Genomic DNA, 26,281 nt, shown 5'->3' with positions numbered 1-26,281 from the left:
TTTGGAGACATACCATGTTGCAACTCACCCACACTCAGGTTTGCCCTGCTGCCAGCGCCACGCGCTCGGTATCGGCTACCCGCGTGACCGGTTCGAGCGCAGCTGTCAGCTTTTATTTTGGGTATTGGTTTAGCCACTGGCGCGCCTGATACCTGAAATCGGCGCCCACTACTCAAGGGGTCGCCTACCAGAGAAATCTAAACCCCCGGTCGGCTCCCCGACCGGGGGTTTTGTTTTTTCAGGCCCCTATCCATTTTGCGGAACACTTTAAGGACACACGACATGAACTACGCCACCTATTACCGCTACGACACCTCCACCGCATGGCGATTTAGCCAGCTCCGCTCGGGACAGCCTGCCGCCTCCGATCGGTCACCTATTGGTGGCAAGCCAACACACGTAGCCAATACGGCCAATTGTCGAACACCCCAGTAGGGCCAAGCGCGCGGGAACTGCCCGCCGCTTGCCCAGGAAGCCTTGAACATGAATTCTGCCACCGCCGCTCTGCCCGTCTCCGCCCTGACCAGCGCCAATGAAGCCCTGACCCAGCGCCTGCCCAGCTCCCTTGAGCTCAAGCATCAGTTGCCTCTTAGCCCGTTCCTCAATGAGCAGGTCCATGCCCATCGCCAAGCCGTGCGCGCCATCCTCAATGGCCAAGACTCACGGTTGCTGGTGATTGTCGGCCCGTGCTCTATCCACGACCCCGAATCGGCCATGGAGTACGCACGCAACCTGAGAAAGCTCGCGCTGGAGGTCAGCGACCAGATGCTGCTGGTGATTCGCGCCTATGTCGAAAAACCGCGCACCACCATCGGTTGGAAAGGCCTGGCCTATGACCCGCACCTGGATGGCAGCGACGACATGGCCGCCGGCCTCACGCTGTCGCGCGAATTGATGCGCGAAATGCTGCGCCTGGGTCTGCCGGTCGCCACCGAGCTGCTGCAACCCATGGCCGCCGGCTACTTCGATGACCTGCTCAGTTGGGTCGCAATTGGCGCGCGCACCACCGAATCGCAGATCCACCGCGAGATGGCCAGCGGCCTGGGCATGCCCGTGGGCTTCAAGAACGGTACCGACGGCGGCGTGGCGATTGCCTGCGACGCGATGCGCTCGGCCGCCCACCCGCACCGCCACTTCGGCGTCGACAGCCAGGGCCATCCGGCGATCATCCAGACCCCGGGCAACGCTGATACGCACCTGGTGCTGCGCGGCGGTCACCGAGGGCCGAACTACGATGCACAGAGCGTGGCGCAGGTGAAACACGACCTGGCCAAGTCCAAGGTCGCGGCGCGGATCATGGTCGACTGCAGCCATGCCAACAGCGGCAAGGACCCATTGCGCCAACCGGCGGTGTTCAACGAGGTACTGGAACAGCGCCTGCAGGGCGACACCTCGCTGATCGGCATGATGCTCGAAAGCCACCTGTTCGAAGGCTGCCAGCCGTTGAGCGCGTCGATGAAATACGGCGTGTCGGTGACCGATGGCTGCCTGGGCTGGGATGGCACCGAGCAGTTGCTGCGCAGCGCAGCCGAGCGATTGCGGGAACAACACGACATCCCTGCGTGATGAAGATCAACAGGTAGGCGCTGGCTTGCCGGCGCCTACACGTTGAACGTCGTGGGCTCAGGGAAGCGGATACAGCGCCTCATCGAACTGTGCCAGTTTCGGGAACACCAAAGGCTGCTCATCCGCCAGCCCTTGCAACCGCTGGTCATAACCCACCAGGAAGTCCTGTCGCGCATCAGTGCTGATGTAGGGCACATGCCACGCCACGAACGGCGCCAGCACGTCATAGCCGACATACGCCAGCGTGCCGCGCAGAATAGGCCGCAACATGTCTTCCAAGGGCCCGTGGACCGCGCCCTCACCAAACATGTGCTCGCGCCCGCCCAGGGTCACCGTGACCAGCGCGCGCTTGCCAGCCAGCCCGCCTTGATCGTAGAAACGCTTGCCGCCATAACACACACCCGACACCAGTACCCGGTCGATCCAGCCCTTGAGCATCGCCGGTGCCGAAAACCAGAAGATCGGAAAGTTGAGGATCAACAGGTCAGCCCACAACAGTGTGTCCAACTCACCCTGGATATCCGCCGCGATTGACTGCTTCTTGACCCCCACGCGTTGCTCCAGGGCATACACCAGGTAATCCGGATTTTCCCGCGACGAAAAGTCCGCCGCCGACGCCACCGGGTTCCACTGCATGGCGTACAAATCACTGACCTTTACCTCATGCCCCTGGCCCTCCAGCGTGGCAACCGCCTGATCGCGCAAGGCGGCGGTAAACGACTGCGGTTCAGGATGGGCGTGAACAATCAGAACCTTCATGTGCATACCTCAAACAGTGTGTGCGGCCGGTTGGGCCAGTACATGATCGAACCCGTACGTCATCGTGTGGTTTTCGCCCATGGGCGTGTTCCTTCAAAGGTCAACAGGCACAGGCATGCCTGAGCTCGATCAAGGTCACACCATTGCGTCTGAACGCGTTGCGCAGGTCCACCTGCAATTCATCCAGGTTTCGGGGCTGGTTCACCGTGCAGCCGAACGCCTGGGCGAACAGGGCGAAATCCGGGTTGCGTGGCAACACGCCGAGGGGTTCGATGTCCAGGTTGAGCATGTCGTCGCGGATCTGGCCGAGGGCGTCGTTATTCCACAGCAGCACCACTAGCGGGCTGTCCAATTCCTCCACGGCGGTGGCCAGTTCCTGGGCGGTGTAGAGAAAACCGCCGTCGCCGACCAGCACCAGGCCCGGCCGCTGCGGCGCGCCGAACTTGGCGCCGATGCCTGCCGGCAGGCCATAGCCCAAGGTGCCGTAGCCGGTGGGGTGCAACCAGCTACGCGGGGCACGGCTGGGGTAGACGTAGTTGCCGGTGTAGGCCAACTGGGTCATGTCGCTGCTGATAAACGCGTTGCTCGGAAGCTCGGCTTCGATGCGGTCGAGAATGGCTTGGTGAATGGACTGCAGCGGGCCGTGTCCCAACTCGACCGCCTGCAGCAATGCTGACACCTTCGCGATGGCGGCTTCTGCAGGGCGAGGCGTGGTCGGCAGGCGTTCCAGCAAAGCTTGGACCGTCTGCTCGGCATCGCCTTGCAACGCCACGGCACAGGGGTAGAAATCGTTGAATTTGCGCGGGTCGATATCCACCCGCAGCAAGTCGCCGCCCAGGGGCAAACGCTCGCGCCAATAGTCGGTGTCGGCCATTTCCGTGCCCACCGCGAGCACCACATCCGCTTCGCCGATCAGTTGCCAGCCAGGTTCAATGCACAGGGTGGAACCGGCATTCAACGGGTCATCGATCGGGAGCAGGCCCTTGCCGGCTACGCTGGTGAAAAACGGCGCCGCCAATTGCGTGCTCAAGCGCTGCAATACCTCGCCTGCCGCCAGCGCCCCACCGCCGGCGATGATCATTGGCCGCTTGGCGGCAGAGAGCTTGGCCGCGGCCTGGTCCAAGGCTTGCGCCGAGGGCAGGCCGCGACCCGGGCGACGCACCACTTCATGGCTCCAGTCACGCTTGACCGGTGCGGCCAACACGTCCAGCGGCACCGAGATGTGCACCGGGCGAGGTCGCTCGCTGTCGAACACCGCGTAGGCGCGGGCGACCAGTTCGGGCAAATCCTCGGTGCTCAGTGCTACGGCCGAAAACGCGGTGATGGGTGCGGTAATCGCGCGCTGGTCCTGGGTTTCATGCAGGCTGCCCCAGCCCTTGCCGAGACTTGCCGTGTGGTTCACGCTGGAGATCATCAACAGCGGGATCGAATCGGCGTAGGCCTGGCCGATGGCCGTTGCGGCATTGGTCACACCGGGGCCGGTGATCACGAAGCACACCCCGGGCTTGCCGCTCACCCGCGCATACCCATCAGCCATGAAACCAGCGCCTTGCTCATGGCGCGTGAGCACATGGCGAATGCCACTGCCGGGCAGGCCACGATACAACTCCAACGTGTGGACGCCGGGGATACCAAACACCGTATCGACACCGTAATTGGCCAGCAACCGCACCAGGGCCTGGCCGCCGGTCATCGTTCTATCGTGCATGCTCATCTCCTAGACGGATCAATGCATCGACCGCGATGGCCCCCTGGGCATTGACCAACAATGGGTTCACATCCAGCTCCAGCAACTGCCCGGCATTGGCGCAGGCGTAATCGGCTACCGCTCGGATCGCCGCCACAAGTGCGTCCATATCCGCTGCTGCTCGGCCGCGAAAACCTTGCAGCAACACGGCGCTGCGCAGGCTCAGCAAAGCATTGCGGATTGCGCTGTCGGTGGTGGGCAGCAACAGGCTGCGGCTGTCCTTGAGCAGTTCGACCAGGATACCGCCGGCGCCGATGACCAGCGCCAGGCCAAAATCGTTTTCGCGCTTGATGCCCACGATCAACTCCGCCAGCGCTGGCGCCGCCATGGACTCCAGCAGCAGTTGATCGAAGGCGACGTACGGCGCATGAGCGCCGATGTGTTCGCGCATCTGTTCAAGCGCAGCGCTGAGGGCCATGCCGTTTTGCAGGTTCAGCACCACCGCACCGGCTTCGGTTTTATGCGGCAATTGCGCGCTGACCGCTTTGAGCACCAAGGGATAGCCCAGCAGTTCTGCATCGCTGACCGCCCTTCCCGGTGTACTCAACACCCCGGCGGGCGTGGTCAGGCCGAACGCACGCAAGGCTTGCTTGGAGGCCCATTCATCAAGGGCCTCGCCGCCACCTTGCAGGCCGCGAGGGCACAGTGGCTGGAGAATCGATTCGCCCCGCTCCAGCAAGACCCGACGGTTGTTCTGGTAGCTGGCAATCCGTCCCCATGCGGCCAGCGCATCCTCAACGCCTTGCAACGCCGCGATGCCCTGGGCATGCAGGCGTTCACGGGCGGTGGCCGGCAACAGTTCGGGAAAAACCGAGGTGACAAACCCGCTCTTGCCATGGCGGTTGAGCGCGTCGCAGAACAGCTCCAGCAGCAGGTCGCACTCCTGGCGCTCTCCGGTGAACTCGGCCGGGTAATCCAGCACCAGCATCGCCGCATCGGCCTCGGTGCGAAGTACGGTGTCGAGCATGGCATCGAGGGCTTCACGTTCGCCCCAGATGGCGGTGGTGAAATCCAGCGGGTTGACCAGGTTGGCGTAGCTGGGCAACACCTGGGCCAGTTCACTGCGCTGGTCTTCATCCAGCGTGGGCAGGGCCAGATGATTGCGCTCGGCATAGTCGGCAATCAGCCCCGCATCCCCGCCGGAACAGGCCAACGCAATCAGGCTATTGCCCGCAGGGAGATTGCCACACGCCGCGGCTTTCAGGGTTTCGACAAAACTCACCGGCCCGCTCACGCGGATCACGCCCAGCCGCGCGAACAGGCTGTCGTACAGCGCATCGGAGCCGGACAGCGAACTGGTGTGACTCAACGCCAACTCGGCACCGATCTGCGACACGCCGGTTTTCAGCGCAATAATCGGAATGCCCTTCTCCAGCGCCTTGTGCGCCGCACGGGCAAACCCCGGCACATTCTTCAAGCCTTCCAGGTGCAGGCCGATGGCAGTGACGCGCGGCTCATCGAGCAGCACATCCATCAATTCGGCAACGCCCAGCTGTGCCTGGTTACCCACCGATGCCATGTAGGCCACCGGCAGCGAACGGTCGCTCATCGACAGGTTATAGGCGAAGTTGCCGCTCTGGGTCAGCACCGCCACGCCCTTCTCCACCGCCTTGCCACCATGGGCTACCGGCCACAGCGCCGAGCTGTGCAGGTAGTCAAGCAGGCCGTAGCAGTTGGGGCCGAGCAAGGCCATGTCGCCCGCTGCGTCTAACAGCTGCTGCTGCATGACGGCTCCGCTGGCACCGGTTTCGGCGAAACCCGAGGCGTAGCAAATGGCGCCGCCCGTGCCGATGGCAGCGAGTTCGGCGACGCAGGTCAAGGTGAGTTCACGGTTGGTGGCGATAAACACCGCATCTGGCCCGCAGGGCAAATCGGCCACGCTGCGCACGCAGGGAATACCGTCGAGGCTGTCATGCTGCGGATTGACCAGCCACAGCTGCCCGGCGAACCCGCCATCAGCGCAGCGCTTGAGCGCACGCGCCATGCTGCGCCCGCCAACGAAGGCCAAGTGCCGGGGCGCCAGCAGGCGCTTGAGGTTGTCGCCAATAGCCTGGGACATAAGCATTCTCCGCGCCGATCAGCGCAACAGCGGCCGCAACAATTCACGGGCGATGATATGACGCTGGATTTCCGACGTGCCTTCCCAGATCCGCTCGATCCGCGCGTTGCGCCAGATGCGTTCCACCGGCCCTTCATCCATCAAGCCCATGCCACCGAAGATCTGCACAGCCTCGTCGGCGACCTTGCCCAGGGTTTCACTGGCGAACAACTTGGCCATGCCGGCCTCGCCGTCGGTCATGCTGCCCTGGTCCATCTTCCAGGCGGTGTGCAGGGTCAGCAGTTCAGCCGCGCGGATCTGCGTGGCCATGTCCGCCAACTTGAAGCTCACGCCTTGATAAGTGCCGATGGGCTGGCCGAATTGCTTGCGGTCCGCCGCCCATTGCAGCGACACATCCAACGCACGCTGGGCCTGGCCGACGCAGTTAGCGGCAACCATCACACGGCCGGCGGTGAGCCAGGCGTTGGCCACGTCCCAGCCCTTGCCCACCTCGCCCAGCACCTTGGAGGCCGGCACGCGGCAGTCGTCGAAGAACATTTCATAGGTGTGGTAGCCACGGTTGCTGACGCACTTGGGGCCACGGCGAATGGTCATGCCAGGCGTGCCGCGATCGACGAGAAACGAGGTCACCGCATTGCGCTGCCGACCGTTGTGTTCGTAGGTATCGGTGACCGCGAACACGATGGCGAAATCGGCGTGCCCGGCATGGCTGATAAAGTGCTTGCTGCCATTGATCACGAAGTCATCGCCACTGCGCACTGCGCGGGTCTTGATGGCATTGGCATCGGAACCGGCGCCGGGTTCGGTGAGGGCAAAACAGTCGACTTTCCTGCCCTGCACACACGGCAACAGGTAATCGCCAACCTGTGATCCCGTACACGCCATGAGGATCTTGGACGGCCGCGCGACAAACACATGCAGCGCCCATGAGACCTTGGACAATTCCCGCTCGATCAGGGCCTGGGACAGGTAATCCAGGCCACCGCCACCCACCTCTTCCGGCATGTTGAACGCATAGAAACCCGCGGCAATCGCCTTGTCGCGAATCTGCGCAGCCAACTCGGGCGAGACCTCATCGGCACGGTCCACCGCCTCCTCATGGGGCAACAATTCCTTGGCAACAAAACTGCGTACCGCGTCCACCAACATGTCTTGCTCTTGGCTGAGTTGGAAATTCATGGCGCTACCTGTTCGAAGGTGTAGTTGTTATTTGCCGCAGAAATTCGGGAGGCGTTTTTCCATGGATGCACGCAGGGCTTCGGCGCCATCGGCACTGCGCCCGCACAACAGGCCAGCAGCCAGTTCGGCCTGCAGTTGCTCGGGCAGGCTGCGGTCGGCACCTTCACGAATCAGGGTCTTGGCCTGGGCAAAGGCGAAGGTCGGGCCGTTGGCCAGGCGGGTGGCGAGGTCGGTAGCCTGGGCGTGCAGTTGCTCATCGGCGACGACTTCACCGACCAGGCCGGCAGCCAGGGCACGGTCGGCGCTCCACAGTTCGTCGAGGAACAGCAGGCGCTTGGCCTGCTCACTGCCTATCAGGCGCGGCAGATGCCAGCTGGCACCGGCGTCTGGCGAGTAGGCCATGCTGGTGTAGCCGGCCTTGAAGCGCGCCGATTGGGCCGCGATGCGCAGGTCGCAGCACAACGCCAGGTCCATGCCCGCGCCGACGGCAGTGCCATTGATCGCGGCAATCGTGGGCTTATCGAGGGTGTGCAGGCGGGTCATCAGGGCGTGGGCAGTGTCGGTCCAGCCGTAGGTTTCGAGGGCTCCACGGGCTTCGGCGTCGGCCCACTCCGCCAGGTCTGCACCGGCGCAGAAGCTGCGACCGTTGCCGGTCAATACCACCACGCGCACTGCCTCGTCAGTACTGAAGGCATCGAGCAAGGTGTGCAGGTGCTTGAGGGTGGGAATGTCCAAGGCATTGCGCTGCGGGCCACGGTTGAGAGTGATCCAGGCAACGCCTGCTTGTACCTGACTGAGCACGGGCGAATCGGTCGTCATGGCTTCCTCGAATTATTTTATTTGGCTTGAGGGGTGCGACATGAGGCGATACTAAACAAGTGTTCAGTAAGAAGGCAATGAGCACCCTGCAAATATTTTCAGAAGGGAAAATGCCGGCCTGGACGTTACACCCAGGCGGACCGGGACAAATCAGGGTTTGACTTGGAAACGCTGGCGACCGCCCGCCTGCAGGCCGTCCACCCAGGCCTCGCAGATCTGGATGCCCTGCTCGGGCGTGAACGTGCCGGGGTTGAGCCCCGACTCCAGCCACAACCCATCGAGCAATGCGCTCAAGCCGATGGCGGCGAGGTCGGCGTCGAAGTGCTTCCAGCCCTCCTGCACGGCCATGTCGGTCAGGGCTGAACGCATGATGGTGCGGTACTCGCCGTAGGAGTGCTCGTGCGCCAGGTTGATCGCCGGTGCCGTCTTCACGGCGCCCCAGAACACCAGCCAGGCGTCCAACAGGTGCGGGTCGAGCAATTCGGCGGAAAACGAGCCACGGAACAACGCCGACAGGCGCTCCCGAGGGTTTGGCGGCGCCTTGGCCATGGTCTCGCGCAGCAGGCTCATGACCTGGTCGGTGATGGTGCGATAGGCCTCGGCCACCAACTCGTCCTTGCCCGAATAGTGGTGGCTGATCAGCCCCACGGACACCCCGGCCTCGGCGCTGATCTTGCGGATCGACGCGCCCTGGAACCCATCACGCTTGAGGCACGTCAGCGTAGCCTGGACCAGCGTGGCCTTGCGCTCTTGCGGCTCCATCCTGGAAAAACGGGATTCCTGGGTCATGCGGCGGTTTCCTTGGGTTGAATCGGCAGCACGACTCTACATCAGTCACGATACACCGGCGACACCCGATCCAGCGTTCGCAACATCGCCGCCCAGGCCCGTTGCGTGGCGTCCACGCAACCACGTTGTGGGTGGGTGAGCGACACTTTCTGCTGGTGCCGGGCGACAGTTTCAGCGTAGCCAGCTGTTTGGAACGCCGACTCAGGATTGTGGGTGCAGCTCGATATTGCCAAGCAGAAAAACGGCACCCGGTAGGGTGTCCTGCTGCGGGAGAATATCGCCTGCGCCACGCGCTTCGACTTTACCACCTGGCACGCGGGCCAAGGCCGCAGGCTCCAACGTCAGTCAACCTTCCAGTTCAACCCGGCGCGCACCCTCTGCCCGTCGTTCTTGGACCTTGGAATCGTACGCATAGGCTTTCCGACAAGGATGGGAGTGTTCAGGCCGCCGGCCATTCGTGACCTGCGGTAAAGAGTCCTTTTCGGATTCGGCGGTTTTTCCGAAGGAACGACGGGCGGATACTCGACTCCATTGTTCACATCTCTTCAGGAGCTACTGATGTCTATCGCTACGCAAAACGTTCCGGCCTTTGGCCTCGGCACCTTCCGCCTGCAAGGCCAAGTGGTGATCGATTCCGTCAGCACCGGCCTGGAGCTGGGCTACCGCGTGATCGACACCGCGCAGATCTACGAGAACGAAGCAGACGTCGGCCAGGCCATTGCCGACAGTGGCATCCCGCGCGATGAGTTGTTCATCACCAGCAAGATCTGGATCGCCAACTTCGCCGAAGGCCAGTTGATCCCGAGCCTGCGCGAAAGCCTGCGCAAACTTAAAACCGACTATCTGGACTTGACCCTGATCCACTGGCCGTCACCGGAAGACCAGGTGCCTGTGGCCGAATTCATGGGCCAATTGATGGAAGCCAAGCGCCTGGGCCTAACCCGCCAGATCGGCATTTCCAACTTCACCGTCGACCTGATGAAACAGGCGATTGCAGCCGTTGGGGCCGAGCACATCGCCACCAACCAGATCGAACTGCACCCCTACCTGCAAAACCGCAAGGTCGTGGACTTTGCCACTGCCAACGGTATCCAGATCACGTCCTACATGACCCTGGCCTACGGCGAAGTGCTGAAGGACCCGGTGATCCAGCAAATCGCCGAACGCCATCAGGCCACCCCGGCGCAAGTGACGCTGGCCTGGGCCATGCAGTTGGGCTACGCGGTCATCCCATCGTCAACCAAACGCGCCAACCTAGAGAGTAACCTCAAGGCACTGCAACTGAGCTTGAGCGCTGCCGACATGGCGCAGATTGCCGAGCTGGAACGCGGCCATCGCCTGACAAGCCCCAAGGGTATCGCCCCCACGTGGGATTAAACCCGTGCCACAGGCGTGCGGGATAACTCCCGCAGCCACGGCAAGACCCGCAGGCCGGTGGAGGCTGCGGGTGGGTCGATGATGTCCATGAAGTGTTCCAGATTGACGTTGTCCGGCACGCCGGGCAACCGCACCCGCACCGCCGCCGTTGCGTCGGCGGGTGCGTGCGGGTCCAGGTCAAGGTGATCATAGACCAGCACATGGTGCGCCTCGGGCTGAGGCCCGCCTGTATGGACCGCCAGCCCTGCGTTGATGATCAACACATCAAAGGGCTGGGCCGGGATGGCGGTGAGCAGCTGGACCTCTTCTAGGGTTTGCACCGGGACGATCCGGTAATAACCCAACCGGTTGAGCATTTTCTCGATGTGCAGGCGTTGCAGATGTTGCTCATCGGCAATCAGGATGGTCAGTGCTTTGTTTGGCATGGCGAACCCCTGGGCAGGCTGTGCTCGTCAGTGAGCGTCGCCCATTTTCCTGACATATCCCGAGGACAAAATCAGGCTTGTTCCCGTTCCATGTAGGAGTTCTCCCAAATCAACCGAATGGCTACCTACCCCAGTCAAGCCTGCTTGCAGTGCTGGCTCAGACCATGATGCAAACCTTCGATGGCCGCATCTAACGCCTCGACAGCAGCGGCGAGCGCAGCGTGGTCGCGCCCTTCACACACCCCCTCCAAGGTTTCGCAACAAACGACCAGCACCTGTGCCTTGACCATGTGGGCCCCGCCTTTGACACGATGGGCCAGGTCATGCAGCTTGGCGAAATCCATCTGCTCACGCAGTGCCGGCAGCAATAGGCGGTCCTCTACAAGGCTACTGAGCAAGGGTGCCAGCAACTCGTTGAGTGCGGTCTTCTCGCCCCCGGTCAATGTGATCAACACGCTCAAATCAAACAGCGGCTCGACTGGGTGTGCTGCAGAACTGACCGTGCGCGATGCCAACGCGGCCCGCAAATCATCGAGACCGGTCGGTTTGAACAGGCAACCATCCATGCCCGCCTGCCTGCAGCGCTCCGTCTCCTCCGGCTGGGCATTGGCGGTGAAACCCAACAACAGGCACGGCACCAGACCACGCAGGCGCTCTTGGGCACGGATATCACGTGCCAATGTGTAGCCATCCATGGTGGGCATGTTGCTATCGGTGATCACCCCATCAAAATGCCCGGCCTGCCAGAGTGCAAAGCCCTCCGCGCCATCTTCGGCCGTGACGATGTGATGCCCCAGGAAGCTTAGCTGCCGAGCCAGGAGCAAGCGGTTGGCCGGGTAGTCATCGACCACCAGCAGGTTCAACGCCTGCGTCGGTGGAACACGTGGGACAGGTGAAGAAACCGGCGCCGCCGTGGTCAACGCCAGCGTCAAGGTCACGTCTACCCGCGTTCCCTTGTCCAGCACGCTACTCAAGTGCAATTGACCGCCCATCATCTCGCACAGGTTGCGGCTGATCACCAACCCGAGGCCGGACCCACTGCGCGCCGATTGTTCGTTATTACTGCCCTGGATGAACGGGTTGAACAAACGCTGCTGATCTTCGGCACTGATGCCAATGCCCGTGTCCTCCACAGACAAACGCAGAGTCAAGTGGTCGCCGGCCAACGCCGCTGCACACTGGGCGCCCAAGCGTACCTGGCCGGTGGCGGTAAACTTGATGGCATTGCCAAGCAGATTGGACACCACCTGTTTGAAGCGCATGGGGTCGATCAGTACCGATCGGTCGGTGAGCGGGTCGAGATCGACGTGCAGCAACAGGCCCTTGTCCCGCGCCAGCCCCTCGAAAACCCGGGCCACAGAGGCCAACAATTCGTGGAGATTGGCGGGTGCCAGGGTCAGTGACAGGTGACCGGTTTCGATCCGCGCAATGTCCAGGATATCGCCAATCAGCTCCAGCATGCTCCGGGACGCCATCGACGCCACCTCCAGCGCGTCCTGATCGACGCGACCTTGCTCGGCGTTTTTCTGGGCCAACTCGATCATGCCGATCACCGCGTTCATGGGGGTCCGAATCTCGTGGCTCATGGTCGCCAGGAACGTGGTCTTGGCGCGGTTGGCGGCGTCTGCTTCTTCCTTGGCCTCCTGCAACTGACCCAGCAGGCGCTGGCGTTCGCTGACGTCCACCCAACCGGCAATCATGCCCACCACATTGCCGTTGCTGTCACGGTACGGCAGCATCCATTGGTAAATAGTCAGCACGCCGCCACCGGGTACTTTGAGTACTCGGTCCTGGATCCGTGGCTCACCGCGCTCCATCAGGCCCAGGTAGTCAGCATGAAAGGACTGGGCCTGGGGCGGGTTGCCGGTGTCAGTTTCCACCACCGTCCTGCCGATCACGTCCTCCAGCTTGAAGCCGAACACATCGAGGTAAGCGTTATTGCACGCCATCAAGCGGCCCTGGCGATCACGCACGTAGATGGGGTGGGGGGTGCCGTCGATCAGCACGCTCATAAACCGCATCTGGTCGCTCAAGGCGCGTTCGGCCTGGGCGCGCTTGTGAATCAGGTTGCGCAGGTAGAGTACCCAGCCCAGGGTGACCAACAGCAGCAGTGCTGCCACGCCAAAGCCTTGGAGGATCACACTGCGATGACGGATCCAATAGCTGTCCTCGATGATGATTTCACTGCGCCAGTGGTTGGTCAGTTCGTCCATTTCTTCAGGCGTTATGCTCAACAGCGCCTTCTCAAGGATCGAATACAGCTCCAGCTCGCTACGGTTGACGCCGAAGGCAATCCGCGCGGGCTCAGTGCCGACGGTACTGGTGATACGCAAGCGATCACGGTAATGGCGCGCAATCATGTAGCGCGCGCTGATCAGCGAAACAACGGTGGCATCGACACTGCCTTTGGCGACCAACTCCAGCGCTTCCTCAGGGTTCTCGACATCCACGAAGACGATACCCGGATAATCCCGCGCGACCTGCACGGCAAGGCTGTTGCCGCCGATAAACGCCAGGCGCTTCCCGGGCATATCCTCCAGGGTCACCAGCCGCTCGTCGCCGGCGCGCGCGACCAGCACATAGGGGTTGGAGAGGTAGGGTCGGGTGAACCGGACTTTCTCGGAGCGTTCGACGCTGGGCGTGATCACCGCCATCATGTCGACTTGGCCAGTACCTACCTCGTCAATCTGGCGAAGCAACGAACTGCTCTGCATCACCTCGAACTTCAAGCCCGTGCGCAAGCTGATCCGCGACAGCACCTCGTCACTCAACCCGACGAACTGCCCTTGCTCATTGAAAAAGGACAGCGGCATGAACTTGTCGAGTGCCGCAACTTTTACCTTTGGGTGCTTCTCCAGCCAGCGCTGCTCATTGTCACTCAAGCGCAACCGGTCTGCCTCCAGGAAGCCACTGTCGCCGGCGCTCCAGCGTCGCAGGATTTGCATCTGCTGGCTGGTCGGTATAACGGCCAGCGCCGCATTGATGATGTTCAGCAGGCGAAGGTTTTCCTTGGTGAAGGCGAACCCGAACGGGTTGACCTCCAATGCGGAAAAATCGGCCATGCGCACGTTATTGAGATGGTTCTTGTTGATCAGATAGCGGGCGCTGATGGCGTCGCCCAGGTAGACATCCGCCTGGCCGAACGCCACGGAACCAATGGCTTGGTGGGTCGAGCCATACAACAGCAAATGCGCCTTTGGGTAAAAGGTCTGGACAGCGTCGGGTTGCATGTAGTGATAGAGCATCGCGACGCGCTTGCCGGCGAGGTCGGCGCTCAATGAATGACTGTCACCCGCGCGCGTCACCAGCACGGGTTGATCGTTGGCGTAGGAACGGGACAGCACCAGTTGCTTGTCGGCCGCTTCATAGCCATTGGCCGACCCCACGAAGTCCACCTCGCCGAGCTTGAGCGCCTCGATGACCTCATCACGGGTGTCGTAGCGTCGAACCTCGACAGGTACATTCAGGATAAGGCTGATCAGCCACGTGTAGTCAGCCGTGATGCCTTCAAAATCATTATCGTTGCTAAGGTCGAAAGGTGCGTAGTCAGGCGCCGACACCCCCATCACCAACAGGCGCCGTTCACGCAACCAGCGCCAGTCGCTTTCATCAAGCTCCAGGCGTGGGTTTTCGAGCGTGGAGTGACCAAACAGCCGCAGGTTGTGTGGCTTATCCAGGGCCATCGCCACGCAAGGCAACAGCCCCATCAGCAAGATGGCCGTGAGACGCTTCAGCCGGGAGGTGGTCATTTCAAATCAGGTGGTTGCGCTGGGCGAACTTGGACAGGTGCACGACCGAGGACATCCGCAGTTTCTCCTTGAGCCGCGTCTTGTAAGTGCTGATGGTCTTGTGGCTCAACAGCATGTCCTCGGCAATTTCCTTGTTGCCAAGGCCCAAGGCCAGTTTTTGCAACACCGTCAGTTCGCGGTCTGACAATGAATCCACCAGCTCTTGCTCGGTGGTCTGCAAATCGTCGCGGCGCACAGAACTGGTCGCCACGCTGGGGAAGCAACTGTAACCGGACCTGATCGCCCTGATCGCCTTCTGCAACTCGTCAAGCTCACCCGTCTTGGCAACAAAGCCCATGGCCCCGGCGCGCATGCAGCGGGTGGAGAAGAACACGGCAAGGTAGGAGGTCAGCACCAGGATCTTGCAATGCAGTTCCAGCGCCTTGATCCGGCTGATCACCTCCAGCCCGCCGAGCTTGGGCATTGCCAGGTCGAGGATGACCAGATCCGGGCGCTCTTCACGCGCAATCTGCATGGCATCGGCGCCGTTACCTGCTTCAAAGATTTCAACGAAACCTTCCTGCTTCAATAGGTACTTCACAGTAGCGCGTATAAAAGGGTGATCATCCACAATTAAAGCTTTGCTCATAAGACTCCCCCAAGGGATCAGTACGCTTACATATCACACGGGACCTATCTACCTGTGAAAAGTGACAGTCCCGACAAACGGTACTGAATATTCTGCGCGACGCGCCAGGCAGCCAAGGTCCCTCCTTTTGATAAAGCACGGTAAACACATAGCGCTGCGCCCTTGTTTCTGAGGCGCAAGCGCGCAACCTTAACAACAGCGTGTCTAACCAAATGAAGGGATAGTCTTGAATGCCTGTAGGACTTTTCCTTGCAATAGCATAGTCAGCTTTGCTCGGAACATCGCCTGACAGCCGAGGACTACTCGGTGGTACTCGGGCTCCAGAATGCCTGCACCACCAGGGTCGACATTGAGATACGCGCCACCAGTGCGTCCAACTCGTCACCGTCGACCGAGGTCACGGCCAGGGTGGCTTCGATTTCCACCTCCTCCGTGCCGAAGGGGCGCACGTCGACATCGCTGGCCGGGTAATTGCACCGTGCCAGTTCAGCCTCCAGCAAGGCCAGTACGGCTTTTTGCTGGGTACGCCGGGCGATCACATACAGGATGTTGGTGACCTCTGCCGACACCACATCCAGCGGCTGGCGGTTGATGTTATTGACGATTGGCCGCAGCAAGGTGTTGGCCGCGAGCACGAACAACGTGCCCAGCAGCGCTTCGAGGATCAGGTCGGCGCCCGCGCAGGCCCCCACCGCTGCCGACGCCCAGAGCGTGGCCGCCGTATTGAGCCCGCGCACATTGCCTTCTTCACGCATGATCACGCCGGCACCGAGAAAACCGATACCCGACACCACATACGCGACCACCCGCACCGCGCCTTCCGCGCCACCGAGACGATTGGCCATGTCGACGAAAATCGCCGCGCCCACCGCCACCAGCACGTTCGTCCGCAGGCCCGCCGTGCGCTGGCGGTACTGGCGCTCGAAACCGATCAGGCCACCGAGGATAAAGGCCGCGCTGAGGCTGACCAGCGTATCGATCAGGGAATTGAGGTTGATGTTGTCGATTGCTTGCATAAAAAATCTCCTTGGCCACTGCCTCTTCTGGGCGCTGGCTTGCCAGCAAGCCGGCGCCTGCAAGGGGCCTTGTTACTGCCAGCCAAACTTACGGATGTAGTAGCCCTTCACCGCCTGGGTCAGGGCCATGTACGCCAGCAGGATCACCGGCAGGAACACAAAGTACAGCGACGGCAGCGCCTGCAATTTGAAGTAATGCGCCAGCGGCCCCATCGGCAAGAAAATCCCCACGGCCATGATCACACCGGTCATCACCATCAACGGCATCGCCGCACGGCTCTGCAGGAACGGGATTTTCGGGGTGCGGATCATGTGCACGATCAGTGTCTGCGTCAGCAGCCCCACCACGAACCAGCCGGACTGGAACAGGGTCTGGTGGTCGGGGGTGTTGGCATCGAAGACATACCACATGAGTGCGAACGTGGTGATGTCAAAGATCGAACTGATCGGCCCGAAAAACAGCATGAATCGCCCCACGTCGCCGGGCTGCCAACGTTGCGGTTTGGCGAGCATCTCGGCATCGACGTTATCGAACGGAATCGCAATCTGCGAAATGTCGTACAGCAGGTTTTGCACCAACAGATGCATCGGCAGCATCGGCAAGAACGGGATAAACGCACTGGCCACCAGCACCGAGAACACGTTGCCGAAGTTGGAGCTGGCAGTCATCTTGATGTACTTGAGCATGTTGGCGAAGGTGCGCCGGCCTTCCAGCACGCCCTCCTCCAGGATCATCAGGCTCTTTTCCAGCAGGATGATGTCGGCGGCCTCCTTGGCGATGTCCACCGCGCTGTCCACCGAAATGCCGATATCGGCGGTACGCAGCGCCGGCGCGTCATTGATGCCATCGCCCATGAACCCCACCACATGCCCATTGGCCTTGAGCAGGCGCACGATGCGCTCCTTATGGGACGGCGTCAGCTTGGCGAACACATTGGTGGTTTCCACGGCCTTGGCCAGTTCGGCATCGGTCATGTCCTCGATGTCGTTGCCCATCAGCAGGCCTTGTTGCTCCAGGCCCACTTCGCGGCAGATCTTGGCAGTCACCAGTTCGTTGTCACCGGTCAGCACTTTAACCGCGACGCCGTGGGCCTTGAGCGCCTTGAGAGCAGGCGCAGTGCTTTCCTTTGGCGGGTCAAGGAAGGCTACGTAGCCGATCAGTGTGAGGTTGTTCTCATCCGCCAGGCTGTAGGTGTCACGCCCCGGTGTCATCGGTTGCGCGGCCACGGCGACCACACGCAGGCCTTCTTCATTGAACGCAGCGGTGACCTGGCGAATACGAGCCAGCAGGTCTTCGGTCAACGCTTCGTTGACGTCGCCATGGCGCACGTTGTTGCACACCGACAGAATTTCTTCCACCGCCCCCTTGCAGATCAACAGGTGCGGCTGGCCTTGCTCGGCGACCACGACGGACATGCGGCGGCGATTGAAGTCGAACGGGATCTCATCGACCTTCTGGAAGGCGGTGCCGACCTTCAGCTCGCGATGCACCTCCACATGCTCCAGCACCGCCACGTCCAGCAGGTTTTTCAGGCCTGTCTGGTAGTAGCTGTTGAGGTAGGCCATTTCCAATACGTCGTCGGACTCTTCACCCCACACGTCCACATGCCGCGCCAGGAAAATCCTGTCCTGGGTCAGGGTGCCGGTCTTGTCGGTGCACAGCACGTCCATGGCGCCGAAGTTCTGGATCGCGTCCAGGCGCTTGACGATGACTTTTTTGCGCGAGAGAAACACCGCGCCCTTGGCCAGCGTCGAGGTGACGATCATCGGCAGCATTTCCGGGGTCAGGCCCACGGCGATCGACAGGGCAAACAGCAGCGCTTCGGTCCAGTCCCCCTTGGTGAACCCGTTGATGAACAGCACCAGCGGCGCCATCACGAACATGAAGCGGATGAGCAACCAGCTGACCTTGTTGACGCCATGCTGGAACGAGGTCGTCGCACGGTCGGTGGCGGTCACGCGCAGGGCCAGGGCGCCGAAATAGGTGCTGTTGCCGGTCGTCAGGATCACCGCCGTCGCCGCGCCGGACACCACGTTGGTGCCCATGAACAGGATGTTTTCCAGGTCCAGTGGGTTGCGGGTGTTGGCATCCTGCTGCTGGGCGAACTTCTCCACCGGCATCGATTCGCCGGTCATCGCCGCCTGGCTGACGAACAGATCCTTGGCGCTGAGCACGCGGCAGTCGGCGGGGATCATGTCGCCTGCCGACAGGACGATCAGGTCGCCCGGCACCAATTGCTTGATCGGCAGTTCGATGCGCTTGGCTGCGTCACGACGCAGCACCGTGGCGGTGTTGCTCACCATGGCCTTGAGCGCATCGGCGGCCTTGTTCGATTTGGCCTCTTGCCAGAATCGCAGCAGCGTCGACAGCACCACCATGGAGAAAATCACGGTGGCGGCCTTCATGTCTTCGGTCAGCCAGGAGATCACCGCCAGCAAGGTCAGCAGCAGGTTGAACGGGTTCTTGTAGCAATGCCACAGGTGAACCCACCCTGGCAGCGGCTGCTCATGCTCGACTTCGTTGAGGCCGTATTGAACGCGAAGCGCATCGGCTTCCTGGGTGCTCAAGCCTTCGGAGTGGCTGCCCAGGGTGCCGAGCAATTGCACGCTACTGCTGTTGGCCGAGACCACCAGGGTTTGCGCCAGGGTCGGTGGTACTTCGCGGCTGACGCTGGCGTCGGCCACGGTGTCGAGCATCGCCAGGCGACGGAAATGCCGGGCGATGTGCCGGGTCCGCAGGAAGCCGGCGAAGAACTCTTTCAACAGAGTGAGGTTCATGGTGTTACTCCTGCGCGAGGAAACGCTCGTGCAGGTACCGCCGTGCGCACCGCGCCCGTTTTAAAGGCACAGCCGGCTTGGCCCGCCTGCCGTAAAAGGCAGGCGCGTCCGTAGCATCCCGAGGTGAGTCAGGTGCTGGTCAGCGTCGATGAGAGGGATTCGGGCAGGCGCCAGGATTGGCTGCTGCCGGGATGCCGCTTCTCGCGTTTAGTGGCGAGACAACGGCATCGAGAAAATGCGCGTTACCTTGCCAAGCCTGTGCCGGTTACCGAAACCGGCCGACTACTGTCGCTCGAACAAGTACCCACTGAGGGTCTCCGCTATTGATGAAAACGCGCGAAGCTTACGCCCCGATGACAGGAGAGTAAACCGTAGGAAAGTTTCCGTATGGGGAATAAGAAGAATCTTCAGGATGGGTTCAGGAAGACACGTCTGGGGGCCTGCAGCTGCTGTACAGCCGCGCTATGGCATCGCGGGTCGATCGCGCTCGACGCGCTGCAGGTACTCATCAAGTTGCCCACCGACCAGCGCCTTGACCTGAATCGACACCCTGTTCACCTGCCGGCCCATCGTAATGCCCTCACGGGTACGCACTTGCACATAGCCAAGCCTGGGCCAGAAGCGTTCGGCCTTGGCATTGCCGATGACCACCGTCAAGCGCAGCCATTGGGCCCCGTTGCGTACAGCCCACGCCTCAAGGTCCGCATGCAGCTGCTGCGCCAACCCAGTGCCATGCAAACGCGCATCCACCAGCAACAGGCCGATATGCCAGACACCAACCGCCAGCACATCCGCCGCGATGTTCACCACCGCAACCAATTGATTGTCCAGGTCGCGGTAACCCAGCCAATACATCCGCCGGCAGGCCCACCCCGGGGGCAGTTGCCCCAGCAATTCCTCCCGCGCTTCAGTCGGCGTGGCTGGCTCACCGTTCACCGCGATGAAGTAATCTGGCGCCCGCTCAAAAAAACGCTGCAACTGGGCCTCATCGCGACCACCCAGCTCCTTGACCTGAATACCCGCAACGGAACATCTGGGCAATCCGCCTGAATCAACGTCCATGTTAAACCCCTCTCAGTCGTCTCGGGTCAGCACTTCCAACAGCTCAATCTCAAAACGCAGATTGCTATTGGGCTTGATATGCGCGCCCATCGACCGCTCGCCATACGCCAAATGCGCCGGTACGAACAGGGTGCGCACGCCGCCTACCTGCATGCCCATCAACCCCTGGTCCCAGCCCTTGATAACCCGTCCGGTGCCAATCACACACTGGAACGGCTTGCCCCGCTCCCAGGACGAGTCGAACACCGTGCCGTCTTCCAGGGTGCCGGTGTACTGGGTGGTGATCAGCGCGCCCTTGACCACAGTTTTGCCGGTACCCAGGCGGACGTCGGTGATCTGCAGCTCTTCGTTGCTCATGGGGTGCTCACTGAATACTTGAAGGTTGGCGTTTTCCCAGAATCAATCGGGTTTGGCAAGTAAAAAGCCCCGACCGCAGGACGGTCGGGGCTTGGTGGCTATCAAGGCGCGGGGCGTAGCCCCATAAACTCCTGCAAGGCATGGATCAACTGATACTGATAGACATACCGCTCACTCCTGAGCGGCTCCCAACGATCGACGAAAAAGCGTCCGGTTTCGTCCACTTGAATAGGTGTGGTAACGATCTCACCGGTGCGCGAACGATGAATGAGCAAGGTCTGGGCAGGCGTCGGTCGGTCAATCAGGAAGTAGCCGGTTTGAGTGAGGCGTGACCGATCCGCAGGCGTGAACGCGTCCGGTGGTTTGTGTCCGGCCACCGCAACGTCGAGCGCAAAGTCGCTGCGCAGTGCTACCCACTCATCTGGACGCATGGCTTTATGGGCCGTTTCCCACCGACCAGCCCGCAGGCCAACAGGCTGGCTGAGAGCCACATCGTTGACATGCAGGCTGATAGCACCCTGCATATTGGCCACTCCCGGAATACCCAGGTAGGTGTCGGTATGGCTGTTGCCCACCAACGCCGCCCAGCGATGAGGGCCATGTGCAAGCTGGTCCTGGGTAATGACTTCGTTGGCGAAGTAGCTGAACATTGCCGCGCGGGACTGCGCTTTGTTCTGCATGCCTTCGACGCGGTAACTGGCCAGGCAATCCAGCGCGTGGAGGCGGATCTTATATTTGGCGGCGGTTTCTATCAGCGCCGTATACGTGTGCGGGCCGTCGTAACCCAGCATATGCCCGCGGTCCTGTATCCGCAGGTAGTCCTTGAGTGCCCTGGACATCGGCGCTCCGCGATACAGGGCATCCAGGTCCGCTTGATGCAGGTCCGTAAACAGGTGTTCAACGTAGAGCGTCTTGACCTTCATGGCCTTCAGTTCCTTGATCAACAACGCTTTGCTGGACCGCCCGCTGTGCGCTTCGCCAATCAACACCCCGTTTGACTGTGCGTATGCGCGCTCGAAGAACTCACGCGCGGTCAGGCCAGGAGACAAAAGCGGCTGTACCGGCTTGGCCGGTGGCACGTAGTCTTTGAAGTGGGCGGTAGCAGCAGCATCAAGCTTTTCGCGGGTTTGCTGGAAGACGCTATAGGCCGGTCGAAGTTCTGGGTCACCTGGAAAGTAACGCGAATCCAGACCTTTCGCCGTATCTTTGAGCCTGATCACCGCATCACGCATTTCGGCGGGAATTTCAAACGCGCTATAGCTGTGCTGAGCCGCGGGTGCCAGCACCTGCGACGTGGACTTGGAGTAAGCGGTCTGTAGGCTAATCTTGAAGTCAGCCTTGGCCATGGAGTCGCCCGCAATAGCGCCAGGCGTGTCCTTCCAGACGCCTGTCGGCGAGCCGGCACCCACGTCCTCGACTCGCAAGCTGACAGTATTGTGCAACTCTGCCAAGCCAGGCACCTGGTCGTGAGTATTCATCCGGCGATGATCCACCAAGGCCACCCAACTGTCGTCGGGGCTGGCCGCCACGTCGTTGGCGATCACCTTGTGGGAGTAGAAATTACGCAAGCGGTTTTCACGTGGCGTCAGCACCGCCGTGGCCCCTGCGGACAACGCGTCATCCAGGAAGTAGGACGTGGACGCGTCCAGCGCCTTGACCTCGATGCCGTGCTCGCGCGCCGCCAGCACCAGTGCTCGGTAGGAATAGGGGCTGTCTGCGGGGGTCGCCATGGCCTTGTCGACTGCCTTGAGGTGCTGGTCGATGGTCTTGGATACCTTGGCGGTTTTCAGTTTATCCAGCTTGGCGCGGAATACGTCGGCAGGCAGGAACTCGATATACAGGCGCCGCACGCCTTGCTCATACAGGGTTCGCATCTGCTGGATCAACAGCTGCTTGCTGGCGATGGAGTCAACGCTCGCCCCGACGATCAACCCTTTGCTTTCGCTAAGCAGCCGCTGCAGCACGACCGGCGCCAGGGTATTACTGTCAAAGCTCAACACATCGGCACGCGGGACGAGCGGCGCCAGGGCATCGAAGTGGGCTTTCGCATCCAGGGCCAGGTTGGCCACCGCCTCGGCGTAGGGCTCTCGCAAGTGGGAGAGATTTTTGGCGATGACGCTCCTGCCACTGTCCGCCCCAAAATTATCGGCGATGCCCGCAACGGACGTCGCCACTGCGTTGGGGCTCACCACGTATTCAAGGTCTTTCAACAGTGCCGGTGGGGCTTCGTAGCGCTGCAATGGCGCGGCGACGACGGGGAGCTTTTCATATTTGGGCGCACCGCCCGTGACGCCGCTGCGCACCCAACGGCCTTGGGTATCCCGAATCGCCAGCCGTCCGGTGGACTGCCAACGCCCGGTCAGCGGGTCATGCCTCAATAGCAGGAAACGCCCGAGGGCGTCAGGCTGTTTGGTGGTCCACAACGCCTGGCCCTGGAACAACACGGCCTGCAGATCATCGATGGCAGTTGCCGGGGTGTGCAATTGCCTGACCAACGACAGCGCCTGTTCCTGCGATGCCGTGTGCAACAGCGGACGCATCGGCTTGCCCCAGGGCATGCTGAGCGCCGGGCGCAAATCGGTAAATACCGCGCCAGCGCTATTGAGCAGGTAGCCAAGGTAATGCCCGAACGCTTCGCCCATCTGCCCCTGGTTATACGCATGCAGCGCGAGCATGCCATCCTTGAAAGCCAACAGCATGCCCAGGCTCAGGCTCAGCACCGGATAAGGCGCGGTGGCGATGGCAACGAGCGGTTCGATAACAGCCCACACCACGTCCATGATCATCTGCGTGCGGTTGACGGTGGTGGCTTCCACATCGTCGATCTTGCGCTGCAGCTTGGCGTCGTACAGCGTCTGGCGCAGGTTGAGCAGCACCGTCTCGCGACGGATCGGATCATGCCGGCCTGGGCTGGGATGGGTGCGATCAAGTGTCTGCGGCAGTTGCTGTCTGGCGTTCTCCAGAAACGCCCGCACGCGCACTTTTGACTGCATGCCCACGCGCTCGGCGAAATAGCCGACCATGCCATCCACATGCTTCAACATATAGTTGAACAGCCGCGCTTCGCGAAACGCAACACCATCGGGCGCGTTCGGCGTGTACAGCAGCACCGGGTCATGCCCACGCTTGAACAAGAAGGTGTCGATCACCCAGTCACCGTCCACGAACAGCCGATGCACCTGATAGCTTTCACGCACTTGGGCCGAGGCATTGCCCAGGTTCTGCAGGCAGGTATCGAGCCATTCGAAATCCGCCTGGGCGATGTGACCCTGCAGGCGTGATTCCAGTGCTGCATTGCGCATCTGCAATTGGCTGATCGCCAGTGTTGCATTACGCCTGAATCCATAGCCAGGGCTGCCCGGGCTCTGCAATTTCCCACGCACTTCGTCGGCATAACGCTGGCCGACCCACACACCGCGCACCGAGCGGGCAACGGCCTCGGGCGTGAGACGGCTGAGGTCGACACCCACAGGCCCGGTGAAAGTGGCCGAGGTCTCAAACTTGGGGTCCAGGAAACCCACGTTGTCTTGGTAACCGTCGCGGTACAGCTGCGTATACGTCATGGACGGCGGCGTTGTGAGGCCCGGGAACGCCTGGGGGTAATGGGCCCATACGGTGTCGGGGTCGACGTCCTGCTGCCCCAGCAGCGCGTTCAAGCGCGCCTTGGCTTGCCCGTGCACAAACGTCGCAAAGCTGGGGAACTGCGACGGGGACTGCGGGTGGGCGTTGTACGCGCGCAAGGCGCCCTCGGTGTCCTGCGCCAGGGTGGTGAGCGCCTGGCGCTGTGCCAGGCTGGCCGAGCGGTACCACAGGGGGGTGGCGAAGTTGCGATCATCGTCGCGTGTGGCCAGCAGGTGCTGGGCCATGGCCTTGAGGCTGGCGGCGTAGTCAGGCGCGAACGTGAAGCTGACCTTGTGGTGCTCCTGGGCATGAGGCATGAAGCTCAGGCCGGCGAGGATCTTGTGCATGGACGGGCGAAAACGCAGCGCGAGCGTACTGATGACGTAATCCTTCATCGCGGGGTTCATGCACCAGCCCAGCAGGTGCGCCTTGCAGCTGGCCTCGTTGTCGAATGCCAGGAACTGCTGCGCGACAGGCGCTTGGGGTGTGCACAGCAGCAGACGCTGGGTCCCACCGTCAGCGTCCGTCTGGCGCAACAGCCAGAAGCCGTTGAGCTGCGCTTCATGGAACGACACGGTCGCGGCACTCAAGTACTGACCGGTGCCCTGGCGCAACGCCTGGATCAACGCGTAGTCGCCCTCGCCCAGGTGGTTTTGCAGCAGGGCGGTATACGCCAGGGCACAAAGGCGGTGCTCCAGCATCGACTCAATGGCCTGCTTGACCACAGGGCTGGTGTGGCTGTCGCGCTGCACCGCGGCAAAGTCCAGGCGCGGTTGCAGGCGGCCCAGCAGCGTTGCGAGGTAGGTCGGGGTCAGGTCCTGATAGTCGCTGCTCAACGGCGCTCGGTCATAGGTCAGCGTGGTCTTGGTCAAAAAGGCCGAGCCTGGCGTTTCGTCGCCTGTGTGCAAGCCACGCAGCGCCAGCAGGCTCAGGCTTGGCGACTGCTCATAATCACCCACGCCCGCGACGGTACGCCGTGTACTGACCTGCAATCGGTCCGGGTCCAGGTCATGGATATCCAGGTCTTCAGCCAGTTGCTCGATCAGCTGATAACGGGCCAGGGCAGGCGGCGTGGCGGCCGGCCCCATCAGGTTGATCACGTGGGCCCGCGCCTGGTCATAGCGCCTCAGCAACTCGGCCAGGGTGCCACGCCGCTGGGCGTCGGCGCTGCGATACCAATCGGGCGCACTGTAGCGCAGGCAGCGGTCGAGCAAGCGCTGGGCATGCAAGGCCAGGCGTGGCCCAAGGTCGGGTAATGTCGACTGGATGGCGAGGTCAAGGTCGGCCACCACTTCACGCGCGCTGCGCCCGGGGTTGTCGACCAGGTCGAGGGCCCACTCGATGTCCTGTTCGCGCTTGGCCTTGAGCGCGTCGAAGACATGCTCGAACAGCGGCTCCCCGGTGATTGGCGTCAACGTCAGCGGCCAGATACCGGCCGGACCAAGGGATTGATAGCGCCTGGGCAACAACGCCAGGTATTCGGCTCGAGCCGCAGCGCTGTCCATGGAACCCCGCAGGTAACGGTCGAGTCCGGCCAGCGAATCGAACACCTCGATGCCCCGTAATGGGTGGAACAGCAACGCATTGCCCACCGCGTCGTCACCGGTCAGCGAGGTCACCACGGGGCTGTTGCGCACCGTCAGCACGAACGCGCCGGCGAACGCTACGGGCTGGTACTGGTAGGCAAATGTCAACGCATACACCCCGGGACGAAACGCCGGCCCCAGGGAAACATTCGTGACCAGCCGAGTCATCTCGGGGTGCAGCAAACGGTCGGCGAGGTCACGCCGGGCCTCGTTTTCAAATGCGCGGATACCGGCGTCGTGGCTGCTAAAACTGCGTAGCCCTTTGCCGTCGATGACGCTGCGCTCAAGCAGCGCCTGCACCTGCGCGTTCAACCCGCTGCGCAGTCGTGCCAGCAATGCCTTGCCGTCGGCGTGTTGCAGGTCAGCCTGTTCCAGGGCCTGGTACAACTCGCGAAGGCGTGCAGCAAGCACCTGGTTGTGGGCGCGCAACTTGTCATTCAAACCCTGCAAATACAACTGCTCCGCGCTCGCCGATTGCTGGGGCAGCAGCGGTGCAGGTTGCTCAAACAGGTGATGACCAATCAGGTTCAGGTAGCCCTTGATTTCGCTGAACGAAGGGGCAGGTGCCGGGGGTATGACGGTGCTCATGGGGAGTGGGTCCATGTCGATGAAAGAAGCATCAGCATGGAGAGCGCCAGGGACGGACGGTGTTAGATAGATAGCGGGAAGAGACCTGGCTTTTCGCCTTGAGCCAGTGCAGCCGATTTCAGGAGCGAGCTGACAACCCAAGCGGAAGCGCCTGATTTTTTCCTTTCCGCCTGCCA

16 protein-coding genes are annotated in these 26,281 nt (G+C 61.7%); 2 read left to right on the top strand and 14 right to left on the bottom strand.

Going from position 1 to position 26,281, the window contains the following annotated elements:
• Positions 1 to 483 precede the first annotated feature (483 nt).
• Positions 484 to 1,566, top strand: a complete 1,083-nt coding sequence (locus ATH90_RS10765) for a 3-deoxy-7-phosphoheptulonate synthase (protein WP_034103754.1) — start codon at positions 484 to 486, stop codon at positions 1,564 to 1,566.
• Between the two features lie 57 nt (positions 1,567 to 1,623).
• Here the strand turns inward: ATH90_RS10765 and ATH90_RS10760 are convergent, their stop codons facing one another.
• The 6 genes from ATH90_RS10760 to ATH90_RS10735 all read right to left on the bottom strand — a co-directional run bounded on the left by ATH90_RS10760 (position 1,624) and on the right by ATH90_RS10735 (position 8,918).
• Complete coding sequence (locus ATH90_RS10760) at positions 1,624 to 2,325, bottom strand: NAD(P)H-dependent oxidoreductase (RefSeq protein ID WP_098466224.1); 702 nt, start codon at positions 2,323 to 2,325, stop codon at positions 1,624 to 1,626.
• A 100-nt stretch (positions 2,326 to 2,425) separates the two neighbouring features.
• Positions 2,426 to 4,033 carry a 5-guanidino-2-oxopentanoate decarboxylase gene (locus tag ATH90_RS10755; RefSeq protein WP_098466223.1) on the bottom strand — a complete coding sequence of 536 codons (1,608 nt, stop codon included), beginning with the start codon at positions 4,031 to 4,033 and terminating at the stop codon, positions 2,426 to 2,428.
• The gene (locus tag ATH90_RS10750) at positions 4,023 to 6,131 is read right to left on the bottom strand and encodes an acetate--CoA ligase family protein (RefSeq protein ID WP_098466222.1); all 2,109 of its coding nucleotides are present in this window, start codon (positions 6,129 to 6,131) and stop codon (positions 4,023 to 4,025) included. The genes ATH90_RS10755 and ATH90_RS10750 overlap by 11 nt, the downstream gene beginning before the upstream one ends.
• Positions 6,132 to 6,149: 18 nt before the next feature.
• Positions 6,150 to 7,310 carry an acyl-CoA dehydrogenase family protein gene (locus ATH90_RS10745; protein WP_069022984.1) on the bottom strand — a complete coding sequence of 387 codons (1,161 nt, stop codon included), beginning with the start codon at positions 7,308 to 7,310 and terminating at the stop codon, positions 6,150 to 6,152.
• A gap of 27 nt (positions 7,311 to 7,337) precedes the next feature.
• A complete protein-coding gene (locus tag ATH90_RS10740) occupies positions 7,338 to 8,129 on the bottom strand; it encodes an enoyl-CoA hydratase/isomerase family protein (RefSeq protein WP_034103744.1) in 792 nt (263 codons plus the stop codon).
• Positions 8,130 to 8,279: 150 nt separating this feature from the next.
• The gene (locus ATH90_RS10735) at positions 8,280 to 8,918 is read right to left on the bottom strand and encodes a TetR family transcriptional regulator C-terminal domain-containing protein (RefSeq protein ID WP_069022982.1); all 639 of its coding nucleotides are present in this window, start codon (positions 8,916 to 8,918) and stop codon (positions 8,280 to 8,282) included.
• 558 nt (positions 8,919 to 9,476) lie between these two features.
• Between ATH90_RS10735 and dkgB the strand changes: the two genes are divergently transcribed.
• Positions 9,477 to 10,295, top strand: a complete 819-nt coding sequence (gene dkgB / locus ATH90_RS10730; protein ID WP_098466221.1) for a 2,5-didehydrogluconate reductase DkgB — start codon at positions 9,477 to 9,479, stop codon at positions 10,293 to 10,295.
• On the opposite strand, the gene ATH90_RS10725 is transcribed toward dkgB, so the two are convergent.
• The 8 genes from ATH90_RS10725 to ATH90_RS10685 all read right to left on the bottom strand — a co-directional run bounded on the left by ATH90_RS10725 (position 10,292) and on the right by ATH90_RS10685 (position 26,105).
• Complete coding sequence (locus ATH90_RS10725; protein WP_034103738.1) at positions 10,292 to 10,720, bottom strand: ANTAR domain-containing protein; 429 nt, start codon at positions 10,718 to 10,720, stop codon at positions 10,292 to 10,294. The two genes, dkgB and ATH90_RS10725, sit on opposite strands and share 4 nt — an antisense overlap.
• A 134-nt stretch (positions 10,721 to 10,854) precedes the next feature.
• Positions 10,855 to 14,469, bottom strand: coding sequence for a transporter substrate-binding domain-containing protein (locus ATH90_RS10720; protein ID WP_034103736.1), 3,615 nt, complete (start codon positions 14,467 to 14,469; stop codon positions 10,855 to 10,857).
• A gap of 1 nt (position 14,470) precedes the next feature.
• A complete protein-coding gene (locus ATH90_RS10715; RefSeq protein ID WP_034103734.1) occupies positions 14,471 to 15,097 on the bottom strand; it encodes a response regulator transcription factor in 627 nt (208 codons plus the stop codon).
• 299 nt (positions 15,098 to 15,396) lie between these two features.
• Positions 15,397 to 16,113: an MgtC/SapB family protein gene (locus tag ATH90_RS10710; protein WP_034103732.1), complete on the bottom strand. Its 717-nt coding sequence runs from the start codon at positions 16,111 to 16,113 to the stop codon at positions 15,397 to 15,399.
• Positions 16,114 to 16,185: 72 nt separating this feature from the next.
• Positions 16,186 to 18,891 (bottom strand): magnesium-translocating P-type ATPase, encoded by a 2,706-nt coding sequence (gene mgtA, locus ATH90_RS10705; protein WP_098466220.1) that lies wholly within the window; start codon positions 18,889 to 18,891, stop codon positions 16,186 to 16,188.
• Between the two features lie 462 nt (positions 18,892 to 19,353).
• Positions 19,354 to 19,953, bottom strand: a complete 600-nt coding sequence (locus ATH90_RS10695; RefSeq protein ID WP_098466218.1) for a GNAT family N-acetyltransferase — start codon at positions 19,951 to 19,953, stop codon at positions 19,354 to 19,356.
• Positions 19,954 to 19,965: 12 nt separating this feature from the next.
• Positions 19,966 to 20,310, bottom strand: a complete 345-nt coding sequence (locus ATH90_RS10690; RefSeq protein ID WP_034103729.1) for an FKBP-type peptidyl-prolyl cis-trans isomerase — start codon at positions 20,308 to 20,310, stop codon at positions 19,966 to 19,968.
• Between the two features lie 101 nt (positions 20,311 to 20,411).
• Complete coding sequence (locus ATH90_RS10685) at positions 20,412 to 26,105, bottom strand: membrane-targeted effector domain-containing toxin (protein ID WP_098466217.1); 5,694 nt, start codon at positions 26,103 to 26,105, stop codon at positions 20,412 to 20,414.
• Positions 26,106 to 26,281: the final 176 nt, after the last annotated feature.

The organism is Pseudomonas lurida, from assembly GCF_002563895.1.
GTDB lineage: Bacteria > Pseudomonadota > Gammaproteobacteria > Pseudomonadales > Pseudomonadaceae > Aquipseudomonas > Aquipseudomonas lurida.
The sequence above is the reverse complement of the archived record's forward strand: the minus strand, read 5'-3'. Positions and strand labels throughout refer to the sequence as shown.

Bases quoted from the DNA above. Each gene is read 5' to 3' on its own strand.
- ATH90_RS10765 (WP_034103754.1), top strand. From the start codon at position 484: ATGAATTCTGCCACCGCCGCTCTGCCCGTCTCCGCCCTGACCAGCGCC.
- ATH90_RS10760 (WP_098466224.1), bottom strand. From the start codon at position 2,325: ATGAAGGTTCTGATTGTTCACGCCCATCCTGAACCGCAGTCGTTTACC.
- ATH90_RS10755 (WP_098466223.1), bottom strand. From the start codon at position 4,033: ATGCACGATAGAACGATGACCGGCGGCCAGGCCCTGGTGCGGTTGCTG.
- ATH90_RS10750 (WP_098466222.1), bottom strand. From the start codon at position 6,131: ATGTCCCAGGCTATTGGCGACAACCTCAAGCGCCTGCTGGCGCCCCGG.
- ATH90_RS10745 (WP_069022984.1), bottom strand. From the start codon at position 7,310: ATGAATTTCCAACTCAGCCAAGAGCAAGACATGTTGGTGGACGCGGTA.
- ATH90_RS10740 (WP_034103744.1), bottom strand. From the start codon at position 8,129: ATGACGACCGATTCGCCCGTGCTCAGTCAGGTACAAGCAGGCGTTGCC.
- ATH90_RS10735 (WP_069022982.1), bottom strand. From the start codon at position 8,918: ATGACCCAGGAATCCCGTTTTTCCAGGATGGAGCCGCAAGAGCGCAAG.
- dkgB (WP_098466221.1), top strand. From the start codon at position 9,477: ATGTCTATCGCTACGCAAAACGTTCCGGCCTTTGGCCTCGGCACCTTC.
- ATH90_RS10725 (WP_034103738.1), bottom strand. From the start codon at position 10,720: ATGCCAAACAAAGCACTGACCATCCTGATTGCCGATGAGCAACATCTG.
- ATH90_RS10720 (WP_034103736.1), bottom strand. From the start codon at position 14,469: ATGACCACCTCCCGGCTGAAGCGTCTCACGGCCATCTTGCTGATGGGG.
- ATH90_RS10715 (WP_034103734.1), bottom strand. From the start codon at position 15,097: ATGAGCAAAGCTTTAATTGTGGATGATCACCCTTTTATACGCGCTACT.
- ATH90_RS10710 (WP_034103732.1), bottom strand. From the start codon at position 16,113: ATGCAAGCAATCGACAACATCAACCTCAATTCCCTGATCGATACGCTG.
- mgtA (WP_098466220.1), bottom strand. From the start codon at position 18,891: ATGAACCTCACTCTGTTGAAAGAGTTCTTCGCCGGCTTCCTGCGGACC.
- ATH90_RS10695 (WP_098466218.1), bottom strand. From the start codon at position 19,953: ATGGACGTTGATTCAGGCGGATTGCCCAGATGTTCCGTTGCGGGTATT.
- ATH90_RS10690 (WP_034103729.1), bottom strand. From the start codon at position 20,310: ATGAGCAACGAAGAGCTGCAGATCACCGACGTCCGCCTGGGTACCGGC.
- ATH90_RS10685 (WP_098466217.1), bottom strand. From the start codon at position 26,105: ATGAGCACCGTCATACCCCCGGCACCTGCCCCTTCGTTCAGCGAAATC.